This is a genomic window from Chitinophaga rupis (assembly GCF_900109685.1).
GTDB lineage: Bacteria > Bacteroidota > Bacteroidia > Chitinophagales > Chitinophagaceae > Chitinophaga > Chitinophaga rupis.
In genome coordinates this window covers 186,964-200,270 of sequence record NZ_FOBB01000003.1, presented here as the reverse complement: position 1 = coordinate 200,270, position 13,307 = coordinate 186,964, and the positions used below count along the sequence as shown (strand labels likewise).

Genomic DNA, 13,307 nt, shown 5'->3' with positions numbered 1-13,307 from the left:
TAATTTTACGGGTCTTTCTTGTAGCGCTCGTATAGCCAGGGTAATTTACCGGCTTAAAAATAAACCAGCAGTATATGAAGTATCTTTTTTTGTTTGCCGGACTTGTTCTTTCGCTTTCAGTATGGGCGCAGGATACCGCATTAACTGTGTACACCGGAAAGTACACTTTTCCGGCAGGTAGCAGCATAACGGAATCCCTGGTGGAGGTGAAAGATGGTAAGCTGTTTGTGAGCTCTACCTTAGGTTCTGCTACCCTTACCCGTCAGCAGGCCGATACGTTTTCGGTGGATGAATACGGCGGGCAGATAGCCTTTTTGCGCAGCAACGAAAAAGTAACGGGCATTAAAGTAAACATCCCGGCCGCTAATCTTGACCTGGAAGGCGTAAAGGCTGACAGCACCGGTGCTGCTGCCAGCGCACAGGCGCCGTTTGTAAATACGGCAAACCTGCAGGCTAATGGGGACGGTAACGGTTTGAACTGCTACAGTATAACATACACCTGGTCAGCATTGCCGCTGAATAAGGATATCCTTTTCCCAGAGGAACAAGGCCATTGAGGCTGCACCCTTGTAGGTTGTTATTTTGCTCCACTCATCTATAATGCCGCCAAGAGTAGCATTGCCGGGGATATTGATCAGTAATGGCGATATTTCGACATCTGCCAGGTAGGCAATTCCTTCTTCCAGGTTGGGGTGAAAGATCCCTTTTTTAATCTGCACAATATCATCTACAATGCAGGGCCAATCCTGGTAAGTAAGGGCAGGTGACAGCTGCACCGGCTCATCCCACAGCCGGCATATATCTTCTTCTTCATAGGAACCGTGTTTCCTGGAAGTTGCTTTTTGTACAGGCGTCTGGGTAAAACTGCTGTATAAGGTTTGATGAAAGTTTGTATGGATATTTTTATCTGAAATAAACGGCGTAGCCCGTTCTTTCCAGAAAGGATGATCGTTCGTCCAGGCACGCGCATAATAATCAGCAGTCCAGCGTGTATGGGTAACCACCGCATCTATTAGTTTTCTTTCATAGAGCCATCGCGCAAGCTGTTCATCGCCAGATTGTAATATGGTATTCACTGCAATTACTGCCTGCAGCGAAAAACGCATGGCTTTCTCTACACCTGAGGAGGATAGCGGATCTAAGGAAAAGGCAGCTTCACCTAAACGAATGTAACGCTCATCCCAGGGAACAGCATGCACGTAGTTGGATACCACGCAGGCTGCTATGTCCCGTGGTTGCCAGTTTTGAATAACGGAGCGGAAGAGCTGCGTTTTATCCAACGTTTGGCCAAATACATCTGCAATGGCGCCGGGCCTGATCTTAACCGGGTTCATAAATGATATGATCCTGAACCGCTGATCCGGCATAGGGGAGCCCCATGTCCAGCCGTCATCCCTGGCTTCTATCAATGTTTCATTGGGCATTTGCTGTGCGGGGGTATAGGCCCATAACGCAAGCGTGGGCGGGGCGGTAGTTATCCGGTGCGCATGGTCTGTACCATCACGTCCGCGTGCATCCAGCAGAAAGGTAGCCATAAGCACATGAAAAGCCTTGTCCATTCGTATATGCGCCCACCATTTGCCATCTTTCATAATCCCGTGGCCATGAAGCGAGGCTGGCTGAAACAGGTGCAGGCCCCGGTCAACGGCCAGCTCCAACAGGTCTTTATCCAGCAAACCTCTGTCAACCATTATACCCGGACCGCGTTGTTGTGGGCTGATGGTTTGTGCTGTGCTGGTTTCCCATATTACTTTAGCCGGCAGCTGTTGCAGGTAATTGTGCCGGGTAAGTAAATGGCTTGCATGCAGGTATTCAAATATGTTCCGGATACCGGGAGATAATGATTCTCCTATCTGCGGCCTCGGAAAGCTTTCTCTTTCTACTAATGCTACCCGGTAGCCCAGGCTTAGCAGGCGTAAGGCGGCGCAGGTACCCGCAGGGCCGCCGCCAAGGATCAGTACATCAAATGTTTGGAGAACCATAGCTATTTATACCAATGGGGAGCTAATCTTGTAATTCTTGCATGTGCCTGTATAGTATAGTGCAGCCAGCCGCGTATGTAGTCACAGGCGGTGCGGCCTTTTTCCAGCACTTCGTGATGGCAGCCGCCACCGCAAAGGTATCTTGCCCAGCACTGGTTGCAGGGTTGCTGCTGATGCACATGGCGTGTAGCCAGCCAGTTGTTCTGCAGCGTATGGTCTACACCGTTATCCAGGCTGCCCATACGGCCGGCGGGCTCATTTACAAAGCGGTGGCAGGCTGCCAGCTCACCGTCTGCAGATACGCCCATATACCCTGCGCCGGCGCCGCAGGGATATGGACGGTGCGTGCCTTTGGCTATTTCTTTGAGGGCATTTACCATATTCAGAAAGGGAAAGCGTTTGCCTGCCAGCACATGCTGTTCAAATAAAAGCCCGCAGGCTATCATGCCCTGCAGCATTTGCTCTAGGTCTTGCTGCGTCATTTCCCCCTGCCCGTTGCTGGACCTTAATAACGGTGAAAACCCTACGCTGTGAAAGCCCATACCAATAAATTCCTGCAGGGTTTGTGCAAGATCCATGTTCAGCGGTGTAACGGTTACCCGTGCAGATACCTGCATTTTCCGTTGCATTTGCAGCAGGGGCTGTATGTTTTCTATTATTTGCGCGTAGGTGCCGCTGCCGTTCTTTAAAGGCCGTAAGCGGTCGTGCTGCTCACCTATGCCATCCAGGCTGATAGTGACTGCAAACCCGTGCTGCTCAAAGAAGGCGGCATCATCTGCTTTCAGCAGTGTACCGTTGGTAGTAATGGAAAAATTAACCTGCACATTTTTTAGTTTGCCCTGTTCACTGGCATACTGTGTGGCTTCCCGCAGCGCTTTACGGTTCACCAGCGGCTCACCGCCTAAAAAAGTGAGCTGCACTTTGCTGCCTGCAGTGCAATCAGCCAGTAAAAGATCAATGGATCTTTTAGCAGTGGTCAGCGGCATGTTCTTGATAGGACCGCCAAAATCGCCCTGGTCTGCATAGCAATAGGCGCAGCCCATATTGCATTTCTGGGCAATGGCCAGGGAAAGCGCGTAGGTCTTCGGGTTTTTTAAAGGCGTATCATCAATGGCCGGCGGGGCATCCAGGCCCAGCGCAGCCAGGGTAGCTGTAATGGCTGCTTCATTTTTTTGTTCCTGTAATTGTTTTAACGTGGCTGCTGTTTCATCGCTTATACTATGCAGGCGGCTGCCATTGGCAAGGAACAGCTGTGTAGCGCTTCCGGCAGGCACCAGGTGCATCTGTGGTGAATGAGGCTTTGAATGCGTAGCTGCATGGTAAGCTAATTCACCGGCCATTACGGCCAGTGAATCAGCTTGCAAAAGTGTAGGTGTCATTGATTTCCGTTTGATTTGGTGGAAGCGGATACCGGGCGTTCGGCTGCCGGGTTGCCTGTAATGTGAGCGCCGGGCGCAGTATGCTTACCGTTACCAACGTCATGGCCATTTCCATTTGATGCTACGGATGTAATAACTTCAGGAAGCGGATTGCTTGCCAGTGCATCGCGCCCGTTGATAATAAAATTCAGCTCACCTTCCCAGTTTTTGAAAAGATCATCGTATGAAACCAGCCGGGTATCCACCCGGTTATCCGGTACATAATTGCCGGTACGCCGTTTTGAGAGCCACATATCGCCTTTACTAAGTCCGTTCTCCCCGGGTTCCACATTCACATAATCCGGCCGGCTGGCAGCCCAGTAATAACAGGCACATTCGCGGTAATCATTTTGCCAGGGCGCGCATAAGCCATGGGTAAGCTCACCGGGCATTACCATGAGCTCTGAAATTTCCGCCCTGCCTGCGCGGAAAAAATTATTTACAGTAAGCTCAAATACAGGATACTTGTCTTTATGTGCAAGGTCTTTTTTTGTAACCATTACCGGCAGTGGTGCGGGGCCACTGGTGAATTGTGCCTGCACAATATCTCCGGGCTGCAGCTTTAGTCCGGCAATGAGGTTAGACCATTCCATGAACACTGCGCCGCTGGGATTAGCGGAGGTGGCTAAAGGCACATTTTCGCCCCCGGGAAATACGGGGCCTACTCCGCGTACCATAGTACGATGCCCGTTAATGGCCACCAGCCTCCGGCCTGTTAAATTATTAGTTGTAGTATCCGCCAGCACATAGTTATCGTTCTCACTCAGCGTGATCTCTTTAAAGGTGCGCCGCCATAAATTCCTGAAATCAAATTCCAGCCCTGGGAAGCAGTTGGAGATAGCGGCCCTGGGCAGCACGCTGTAAGGGTTGCCTGCGCCACGGTAAAACAGCTGCGCTGTAAGATTATCAGCCTTTAAAGGATCGCCCAGGCCGGCGTAATTGTTTTTTATACTTTCATTATCCTGGAACAGGGCGCTTGCTGCGGCCTTTATAACGGTATTGATCGTACGATAAGTAAGAGTAAGCGCCCTGCCATCTGCGCCCCGCATAAGGCCCGGCATTTTGCGGCGCTCTGTATCAGAAAGGTCGCCTATCTTATCAGGCCGGCGCAGTGCATCGGCAAACCAGGCAGCCGCACCGGTGCTTAAACCGTTAAACACTCTTTCATGTAAGGTGCGCAGTGCCAGGTTATCTACCAGGGAGCCGGCCATAATAGGCTCAAACAAACGGCCCAGGTCATTCGTATCCTGCCTTACCATGGTGCTGGCTACATTTTCCCTGCCGTTAATGGGATTGCCATTCATTACAGCTGTGTTCATAAGTGTAATGGATTCAAATGCACGGCGCACAATCTCTTCTGCTTCTTCAATAGGCACTTCACCATCAATGTCAGTACCCTGCAGTATTTGCTCCAGCTCATCAGACACGGCGCGAATGGGCAGTATATCCGGGGCAAAGGCCGGAGGCCCTGCGCAGATATGTACGATGGAAACACGTTCGGGCGTTGCATCATCATCATCCTTTGCCAGCACGGCCATTACGCTGCCATCACATTCATCATCCAGGTAACCCCAGCTGATATGGTTGCCGGCTGCATCATCATACCCGGCAAAGATCTGCGCAGGCATGGTGTAGGTGGCGTTAAAGGCGGAGGATTCCTTATATCCCATCCATTTCCCTTTATGTTTATCATAAAGGATCAGCGAGGGATCATTGATAATAGGATCATCTACCGGATCTGCGCCTGCCGTTTCAATCCTTTTTAAAGAGGAGCCATATACTTTCCCGCCGGCAGGTGTGAAGCGGAATCTTAATCCCGGAAATTCATTGGATGGTGCAATGGCCTGTACCGTGCCCAGGGGCAGGGTTTTTCCGGGTAAAAAATTTTCACAGGTAGCCAGCAGCGGATGTACATCATTATCCCGGATGTTAATTACTTCTGCATGGATCTTATCCTTCTCATCACCGGTTCTGCGGAACAGCTTTAAGTTGCCTACCATCACACTCCACCTGATATCTTTCAGGGTATACCCTGCTGCTTCAAGCAGCGCAGCGGTTACCGGTACCAGTGTATCCGGCGCATCATCCGTAATAGCAAACAATTCCAGGAAAGGCGCTACCGGGCGTATGGTGCCGTTCTTGGAGGCCGTGGAAGCAGCATCTTTGAAGATGATCTCTGCAGGGATAGTTGCTGTTACCTGATGTGTATGTTCATCTATGGTAAATGTTTGCAGGGGACGGATCTCCCGGAAACCAACCGGTTTATTCTTCGGAACAACCAGGTCATAAGCAGCTACCGGAATGGGAGAGGAGCCCAGCCGGCCAATAGCTACCGGCGGCAGTATGCGGAGTTCTTTGATTTGCATAAATTTTTTTTAGAATAGTTAATGACAAACAGTGGCTTCAGTCAGTTCATTTATCAGCTGCAAAAGCTGCTGATCTGCTTCAAGCAGTGAATAGAGGTAACGGTGGTGGTGCTCTTTTGTAGTGGACAACAATGTTGCAATCACAGCTGCAGATGCCTGTATCAGATCTTTGTGGGCACGCCACCTGTTATGCTCACCCATGGGTAATGTAAGGGTATATGGGGTGAGGAAGGGAGGACCTGCAAATTTACCGGTATCCTGGCGGGTAAGCGGCAGCTGTACCAATACAGAAGATATGCTCCGCAGGTTATACATTTCACCGAAGGTAGAATTGATGATCATACCACGGGGTGAGATAGCGCCTACATTATTGGCGCCGCTATCCAGCAGAAAGCTGTGTGTAAGAAAGTTTAATAACATGCGGTAGCGGATGTTGAGCAAATGTGCCCAGTTCACTGCTTCCGGGTTGGTAATGTGCTCAATATCTTCATCAGCTACCTGTCCTTCTGATGGGGATGCATCCGGGTCATTGGTGCCGCTTTGTATTTCAGGATTGGTAGCTACATTCCGGGAAGGGTACCATCTATTTTCGTCCTTTATGGTATCCCGCATATCTGTATACACGTCAAGGAAGCGCCGGAAATGTGATGGCTGCGGGCTTTCCTGGTTAGTAGCCTCGCCCTGTTCTGCTATTTCAGCAAGGGCGTTGTATGCATCATCCCTGCTGGCCAGCGGCATTACCAGTACATCCGGGCTTCCTTTAGGACTTCCATGCATGGCATTACCCCGCTGTCCGCCGGCGTAACCGCGTCCCCATTCATCGAACTTAGCCTGTAACGGATATGTTTCCGCCTGGAAAGCTTCATCAGGAATAATGGCAGGATCGTTAATGTATTTCAGCAGCACTTCAAACAAAGCGCCTACTGTGTTGGGGTGTGGCGTTTGCAGCTGCACGCGCGCCTTGATCTCTTCTGCAAGCTCACTACCTTCATCCAGCCATTTTTGCGGCGCTTCTGCATACACATATTTGGCCAGGGAATCCAGGGTTAATCTTTCCAGCTTAAAAGGAAAGGGATAAAAAGGCGTATCCCACGGATAATCCTGTCTTTCAAAATGTAGTGGCGCACCAATAAGCTTTAACACATTTTGTACAGATACAAAGTGCCCCATTTCTTCCTTGGCAATACCTAAAATAACTTCCTGCCAGCTGCGTACCTTATCCTGGAATTCCGGCGGAACCTGCGGCCCGCCTAAGCTGTAGGCTGCGTAAAGATACTGCAGCATAAGCCCATGCTCTATTTCAGCATCAATACATAACAGGAAGCTTACATAATCCTTACCATTAAATTCAGGGGGAACGGGAAGAAATTCATCTTCATTGATCGCTGTTTCCTGTAGGGCAGTGGCGGCATAATTCACTGTTTTTATGCCTTTCAGGTTTCCATTATCAGCGGCAGCTTTAATGCGCGCGGCCTTTAAATTGTTAATTTCGGCTCTCTTGAAAACAGGGCCAAGATAACGTTCGTAGTTGCGTTGCATTGAGGGTCGTATTTGGTTAATAATTGCTTTGGAGTGAAAATCAAATGTGTGGCTGTAATACTGATATGGCATTACAGGGTATTCATAGTTACGTGGTGCGAATAGTTATTTTGTATTAAGCTTCTTATCGGATGATTATCTGAGTGTTTTAAAGGTAGCTACTTTTTTTTGAGCTGTCAAAATGAAATTTTAGATAGGAGATTGTAAATATATAATTGGATTGTTTTATTGTAAATATTTACAGCGGTATTTTTAAAGGGATATTATAAGGTAGCAAATTGCAGCTGCCGGGTTGAAAAGAGCCGGATGCAGTCAAATAATTTTTTTCGCGTACTGCTATTTTCAGAAATAAGTAGTAGATTGGTATGTAAAAATTTATTTATATGAAAAGCAGGGTAGCCAGGAAGTTCGTGGAATATGTATGTAACAACTACATTGGTAATTTTTTAGGGTTCGCGATCGGGATGGCGTCTACCCGGCTGGTTTCGCACTTCTTCACCACCCGCAGCATCCGCAATTTATGGGGACTTGCAGCCCACAAAACAGTAGTGGATAAACATACCTACAGCACTATGGAATGGGTGATCTCCATTGTGATCGGCTTCCTGGTATTTGAGATCGTTTCCAAGTGGCTTGGAAAGAAGATGAACGAAATATTCCCGAAATATAAATTAACGCGATGGATGGTAGAAGAGGAAGAGAAGAAAAAGGAAGTAGTGGGTTGATCATTCATTATGAGAATAGCTTTACTTTTTACAATAACATGCTTCCTGTTTTCCTGCGATAAAAAAGACAGGTACTTCAAAGCGATTGCAGCAAATGACGTTGCGCTGAATCCTCCTCAGAAAGGCGAATTGCTTTATCATCATAAATACCCCCTTTCAGGCATTCCTGCCAATATTAACTTATTGTGATCTTCCTTTCCGCCCGTTATACAGATTAATGAAAATTCCTACGTTTGAGTCATTGTTTAAAATGGAGCAATGTACGACCTGCCGCTTTACCTATAACTGAACTGGCAGGGTGAAAGAACCTATAATATGTCAAGAAGGAAGATCCTGTTCCTGATTGGTTCGTTGAACCAGACCACACAAATGCACCAGATAGCCGACGCGCTTCCGGAATACGATTGTTTCTTTAGCCAGATCTATAGCGATGATGCGATGATCAAATGGCTTGTAAAAAGAGGATGGCTGAATCATACCATTTTTGGCGGCGTTTTTAAAAAGCAATCCGATAAGTATATAGCCGAACATGGTTTACGGAATGATTATGCCTGCAGTATCTATCATAATAACTATGACCTGGCAGTATGCTGCACAGACCTTGTGATACCCAGAGGCCTGCGGAAAATAAAAACAGTATTTGTACAGGAAGGAATGACAGACCCCGTTACCTCCTGGGGTAAAATAGTGCGCGCGTTAAAGCTGCCGCCAGTACTGGCCATGAATACGGCTTTCAATGGCAGCAATAACATTTGTGATATTTATTGCGCTGCTTCCGAAGGGTACAGGCAGCAGTTTATAAAATACGGAACAGCCGCTGAAAGGATCTTTGTTACCGGCATTCCTAATTACGATAATGTAGCCATACATAATAACAATGATTTCCCTTACCATGATTATGTGATGGTAGCTACATCAGACATACGCGAGCTGGGCGGCCGTGACGACAGGGCAGCCTTCATTGGCAGGTGTGTGCAAACCGCGGCCGGGCGGCAGCTTATTTTTAAGCTGCACCCTAACGAGAACCGGGAACGGGCTACTGCAGAAATAAAGCAATATGCCCCACAGGCATTGGTATATACAGAAGGAAATGCAGGGCATATGATAGCCAATTGTGAGGAGCTGATCACGCAGTATTCAACACTGGTATATATGGGTATTGCCCTGGGTAAAAAGGTACATTCCTATTTTGATGTAGCAGCATTGAAGCGGCTAACACCCCTGCAGAACGGCGGTGCATCCGCACATAACATAGCAGCCATTTGCCGCGGTTATATAGAGCACAAAGGCAGCAGAGCCGATTTTTTGCAACAACCGGAATTGCAATATGCATAATACACACCACAACCTGAACATTGTAACAGTAGTACAAACCCGCATGGGATCAAGCCGCCTGCGCGGTAAGGCACTGATGCCGCTTATGGGCAAACCGCTGTTTGTACAGCAGGTGCAGCGTATGCGCGCAGCTGCTTTGGTTGGGAAAATTGTAGTAGCTACTACTACTGATGTTACGGATGATATTATTGAAATAACCTGTATCAGTGAAGATATTCCCTGTTACCGCGGACATGCCACAGACCTGCTGGACAGGCATTACCAGGCAGCGCTGCAATACCAGGCAGATGTAGTGATCAAGATCCCCAGTGACTGCCCGCTCATAGACCCTGCAGTGATTGACCGGGTGATCGGCTATTACCTGCAGAACATACACCGGTATGATTATGTAAGCAACCTGCACCCCGCCACTTATCCGGATGGGAATGATGTGGAGATCATGCCTTTTGCCGTGCTGGAAAATGCCTGGAAGCATGCACACCGGCTCCTGGAAAGAGAGCATACCACCCCTTATATATGGGAGCATCCCGAAAAGTTCCGCATCGGGAATGTAGTGATGGAAGGGGAGGTGGACCATTCGATGAACCACCGGTTCACGATTGATTACGCAGAAGACTATCACTTTATAAAAGCAGTGTACGAAGCTTTGTACGAACACAATCCTTTTTTCTCTGTAACAGATATTCTTACACTGCTGGAAGAGCGCAAAGATATTTTTCTTATTAACCAGCAATGGGCCGGCGTAAACTGGTATCGCCATCACCTGGATGAATTGAAAACCATTACACCGGATCAGACAAAGATCCCGGAAACTGAAACTGAAACAGAAGTATGACAAAAAATAAACTGGCGGAGCTGATGGCCCGCTCACTGAAAGTAAGGGAGCACATAATACGCATGACGGCAGGCGGCGGCTGTTTTATAGGCGCTTCATTGTCCTGCGTAGAGCTAATGGTGTACCTGTATTCAGAGCTGTTGAATATTGATGCAGATGATCTGCAAAACCCTGCGCGTGATTACCTGTTCCTTTCCAAAGGACATGATGTACCCGCATTATACGGCACGCTGGCTGAGCTGGGCTTTATTGAAACAGCACGGCTGCAGCAGCATCTGCTGGCAGCGGACAGCGTTTACTGGCACCCTAACAGGAATATTCCCGGCGTGGAATTTCATTCCGGCTCACTGGGGCATTTACCTGCAGTGGCAGCCGGTGTTGCGCTGGATTGTAAGCTGAAAGACCAGCCTAACCAGGTAATGGTGATCACCGGCGATGGGGAGCTGAATGAAGGTTCTGTCTGGGAAAGCCTGCTGGTAGCCAATGCCTACCAGTTAAACAACCTCACCATTATCGTAGACCGTAACCAGTTCCAGGCCAATATCAGAACAGAGGAATTAATTCCGCTGGAACCGCTGGCCGATAAGTTTGCTGCATTTGGATGTGCCGTAAGAACTGTGGACGGGCATGATCTGAGCCAGCTGGAAGCAACGTTCAAAACACTGCCTTTCAGCGATAACAAGGTGAATGTTGTTATAGCCAACACGGTGCGCGGCAAAGGATTACCCAGTATTGAAGCCCGTGCGGACCGCTGGTTCTGTGCATTTAATGATAATGAGATCCTGCAGCTGCTGGAAGAGCTGCATGGCAATAAGGAAGCAATTATTGAATCGGAAAGCTTAACGGTACGCTAATGAACTACGAAGAATTACTGGTACAAACAGCCAGTGCAGACGAACGTTTTGTTGTAATGACGGCAGAGAACAGGGCGCTGGTACGCAGCGCACCTAAGCTGCTGGGAAAACGTTTCATTGATACCGGCATTACCGAGCAAACCATGATAGGCATGGCGGCCGGTTTGGCCCTGCGCGGCCGCATACCGGTGGTGCATGCGCTGGCGCCGTTCCTGACCATGCGCGCTTATGAATTTATAAGAACGGATGTGGGCATTGCCCATTTACCGGTTAAGCTCAGCGGGTATATTCCCGGTTTCTTATCGGACGGCAATGGCCCTACGCACCAGGCCATTGAAGACGTAGCCATTATGCGCGGCATACCCGGCATGGAAGTATTTTGCCCGGCTGATGAAGATGACCTGGTACGCATGCTGCCGGCCATCTGGCAATCAGATGCACCTTCTTATGTACGCATCAATCATAAACAAGGCAATTATACGCACACGGATTTTGAAAAAGGAAAAGCAGAGATTATCAGCGAAGGATCAGATGTAACGCTGCTTACCTATGGCTTTTTGTTCAACAATGCGCTGGAAGCAAAACAGCTGCTGGAAAAAGAAGGATTGAGCGTAGGTCTGGTGAACATGCGTTCCTTAAAGCCGGTGGATGAAGCCTGTATTATCCGCTGTGCTGCCAACAGCAAGCTGCTGGTAACGATAGAAGATCACCTGCAAACCGGCGGCCTGTATTCCATAGTAGCAGAAACATTGGTGAACCAGCCGCATAAGGCCACCATCTTCCCGATGGCGCTGAAAGAGCGCTGGTTCAGGCCCGGTTCATTAAACGAAGTACTGGCCTTTGAAGGATTTACGCCCAACGCCATAGCAGCCACCATTTTAAAACAACTGTAAAAAACAATACAATGCCTAACACCATAGCATTTAACGAACAGTATCCTGTAATTACTGAATCAGATAATTTATATGCACGCGCTGTAAATATTATGACGCCTGTAACCCAAACCCTGGCCAAAGGCCCCGGCCAGTATATTACCGGTGTGGCCCCCAAGTACCTGAAAAGAGGGAAGGATGCGCACGTATGGGATGTGGATGGCAATGAGTTTATAGACTACAATATGGGCATAGGCCCTATTTCCCTGGGATATTGTTATCCGCGTGTGGATGCAGCCATTAGCGCACAGCTGAAAGACGGTATCACTTTTTCTATGATGCATGAGCTGGAAGTAACGCTGGCAGAGCTGGTGCACCGGGTTATACCCAACGCAGAAGCCATCCGTATCAGCAAAACCGGGGCTGATGTAACCAGTGCGGCTATACGCGTAGCTCGTGCCTTTACCGGCAGAAAGAAAGTGCTTTGCTGCGGCTACCATGGCTGGCACGACTGGTACATTTCCGTTACAAGCCGTAACAGCGGCATCCCTGAAGAAATAGCCGCGCTCAGCGCCACCTTTGAATACAACGATATTGAATCTGTAAAGCAGGCGCTGGATGCAGATACAGCTTGCGTAATACTGGAACCCTTTGTATTTGCAGCTCCTAAAGATAATTTCCTGCAACAGCTGAAAGCCGTTTGTGAAGCCAACGGCACCCTGCTGATCTTTGATGAAATGTGGACCGGCTTCAGGATAGCTGTAGGCGGCGCGCAGGAATACTTTGGCGTAAAAGCCGACCTGGCCTGCTATTCCAAAGCTTTTGCCAATGGCATGCCCATTTCCCTGTTAACAGGCCGTAAAGAGGTGATGCAGTTGTTTAATGAAGAAGTGTTCTTCTTTACCACGTTTGGTGGTGAAGCCCTGTCATTGGCCGCAGCAGTAGCCACCATACAGGAAATGATAGATCAGAATGTGCCTGCGGTGCTTGCAGCAAAAGGTAAGCTGCTGCGGGAAGGCTATAACCAGGTAGCAGCAGAAACAGGCATGCAGCAGTATACCAGCTGCACCGGCTACGATTGCCGCTCACTGGTAAGCTTCAATGCACCTGGCCAGGATCCGCTGCACATGAAATCATTTGTACAGCAGGAGCTATTTAAAAGAGGCATCCTGTGGTCCGGTTTTCATAACATGTGCTTCACCCACACGGATGCAGATATTGCGCATACGCTGGCGGCTTACCGCGAGGTGCTGCCCCTGCTGCAGCAGGCAATAGCCAATAACGGGGTAAGCAGCCTGCTGAAAGGAAAGCCGGTAGAAGCCGTGTTCAGAAAGGTGAGCAACTTTAATACTAAACCGGTTGTAAAAGCCCTGTAAAACAA

At 48.7% G+C, this 13,307-nt stretch carries 11 protein-coding genes; 7 read left to right on the top strand and 4 right to left on the bottom strand.

All coding sequences use genetic code 11. The annotated features are described in order from the left end of the window. Positions 1–74 precede the first annotated feature (74 nt). Positions 75–557 (top strand): type 2 periplasmic-binding domain-containing protein, encoded by a 483-nt coding sequence (locus BMZ54_RS13920; RefSeq protein WP_089912434.1) that lies wholly within the window; start codon positions 75–77, stop codon positions 555–557. On the opposite strand, the gene qhpG is transcribed toward BMZ54_RS13920, so the two are convergent. Genes qhpG through BMZ54_RS13900 form a run of 4 tightly spaced genes read right to left on the bottom strand, consistent with a single transcriptional unit; the run spans position 504 to position 7,305 of the window. Beyond that, the gene (gene qhpG, locus BMZ54_RS13915; protein WP_089912431.1) at positions 504–1,982 is read right to left on the bottom strand and encodes a flavin-dependent monooxygenase QhpG; all 1,479 of its coding nucleotides are present in this window, start codon (positions 1,980–1,982) and stop codon (positions 504–506) included. The genes BMZ54_RS13920 and qhpG overlap by 54 nt on opposite strands. Positions 1,983–1,984: 2 nt before the next feature. Then, positions 1,985–3,361, bottom strand: coding sequence for a radical SAM/SPASM domain-containing protein (locus tag BMZ54_RS13910; RefSeq protein ID WP_089912428.1), 1,377 nt, complete (start codon positions 3,359–3,361; stop codon positions 1,985–1,987). Then, complete coding sequence (locus tag BMZ54_RS13905; protein ID WP_202909245.1) at positions 3,358–5,766, bottom strand: hypothetical protein; 2,409 nt, start codon at positions 5,764–5,766, stop codon at positions 3,358–3,360. The genes BMZ54_RS13910 and BMZ54_RS13905 overlap by 4 nt, the downstream gene beginning before the upstream one ends. Positions 5,767–5,784: 18 nt before the next feature. Beyond that, positions 5,785–7,305, bottom strand: coding sequence for a ferritin-like domain-containing protein (locus BMZ54_RS13900; protein WP_089912425.1), 1,521 nt, complete (start codon positions 7,303–7,305; stop codon positions 5,785–5,787). A 383-nt stretch (positions 7,306–7,688) separates the two neighbouring features. Between BMZ54_RS13900 and BMZ54_RS13895 the strand changes: the two genes are divergently transcribed. The 6 genes from BMZ54_RS13895 to BMZ54_RS13865 all read left to right on the top strand — a co-directional run bounded on the left by BMZ54_RS13895 (position 7,689) and on the right by BMZ54_RS13865 (position 13,302). Then, a complete protein-coding gene (locus BMZ54_RS13895) occupies positions 7,689–8,030 on the top strand; it encodes a hypothetical protein (RefSeq protein WP_089912423.1) in 342 nt (113 codons plus the stop codon). Between the two features lie 315 nt (positions 8,031–8,345). Beyond that, a complete protein-coding gene (locus BMZ54_RS13885) occupies positions 8,346–9,365 on the top strand; it encodes a UDP-N-acetyl glucosamine 2-epimerase (protein WP_089912417.1) in 1,020 nt (339 codons plus the stop codon). Beyond that, positions 9,358–10,200 (top strand): cytidylyltransferase domain-containing protein, encoded by an 843-nt coding sequence (locus tag BMZ54_RS13880; RefSeq protein WP_202909244.1) that lies wholly within the window; start codon positions 9,358–9,360, stop codon positions 10,198–10,200. The genes BMZ54_RS13885 and BMZ54_RS13880 overlap by 8 nt, the downstream gene beginning before the upstream one ends. Beyond that, the gene (locus BMZ54_RS13875) at positions 10,197–11,054 is read left to right on the top strand and encodes a transketolase (protein WP_089912415.1); all 858 of its coding nucleotides are present in this window, start codon (positions 10,197–10,199) and stop codon (positions 11,052–11,054) included. Before BMZ54_RS13880 ends, BMZ54_RS13875 begins: the two co-directional genes overlap by 4 nt. Then, positions 11,054–11,947 carry a transketolase family protein gene (locus tag BMZ54_RS13870; protein ID WP_089912412.1) on the top strand — a complete coding sequence of 298 codons (894 nt, stop codon included), beginning with the start codon at positions 11,054–11,056 and terminating at the stop codon, positions 11,945–11,947. The genes BMZ54_RS13875 and BMZ54_RS13870 overlap by 1 nt, the downstream gene beginning before the upstream one ends. An 11-nt stretch (positions 11,948–11,958) precedes the next feature. After that, a complete protein-coding gene (locus tag BMZ54_RS13865) occupies positions 11,959–13,302 on the top strand; it encodes an aminotransferase class III-fold pyridoxal phosphate-dependent enzyme (protein ID WP_089912409.1) in 1,344 nt (447 codons plus the stop codon). The last annotated feature ends 5 nt before the right edge of the window (positions 13,303–13,307 follow it).

Excerpts from the sequence above, each read along its gene's own strand:
- BMZ54_RS13920 (WP_089912434.1), top strand. The coding sequence starts at position 75 with ATGAAGTATCTTTTTTTGTTTGCCGGACTTGTTCTTTCGCTTTCAGTA.
- qhpG (WP_089912431.1), bottom strand. The coding sequence starts at position 1,982 with ATGGTTCTCCAAACATTTGATGTACTGATCCTTGGCGGCGGCCCTGCG.
- BMZ54_RS13910 (WP_089912428.1), bottom strand. The coding sequence starts at position 3,361 with ATGACACCTACACTTTTGCAAGCTGATTCACTGGCCGTAATGGCCGGT.
- BMZ54_RS13905 (WP_202909245.1), bottom strand. The coding sequence starts at position 5,766 with ATGCAAATCAAAGAACTCCGCATACTGCCGCCGGTAGCTATTGGCCGG.
- BMZ54_RS13900 (WP_089912425.1), bottom strand. The coding sequence starts at position 7,305 with ATGCAACGCAACTACGAACGTTATCTTGGCCCTGTTTTCAAGAGAGCC.
- BMZ54_RS13895 (WP_089912423.1), top strand. The coding sequence starts at position 7,689 with ATGAAAAGCAGGGTAGCCAGGAAGTTCGTGGAATATGTATGTAACAAC.
- BMZ54_RS13885 (WP_089912417.1), top strand. The coding sequence starts at position 8,346 with ATGTCAAGAAGGAAGATCCTGTTCCTGATTGGTTCGTTGAACCAGACC.
- BMZ54_RS13880 (WP_202909244.1), top strand. The coding sequence starts at position 9,358 with ATGCATAATACACACCACAACCTGAACATTGTAACAGTAGTACAAACC.
- BMZ54_RS13875 (WP_089912415.1), top strand. The coding sequence starts at position 10,197 with ATGACAAAAAATAAACTGGCGGAGCTGATGGCCCGCTCACTGAAAGTA.
- BMZ54_RS13870 (WP_089912412.1), top strand. The coding sequence starts at position 11,054 with ATGAACTACGAAGAATTACTGGTACAAACAGCCAGTGCAGACGAACGT.
- BMZ54_RS13865 (WP_089912409.1), top strand. The coding sequence starts at position 11,959 with ATGCCTAACACCATAGCATTTAACGAACAGTATCCTGTAATTACTGAA.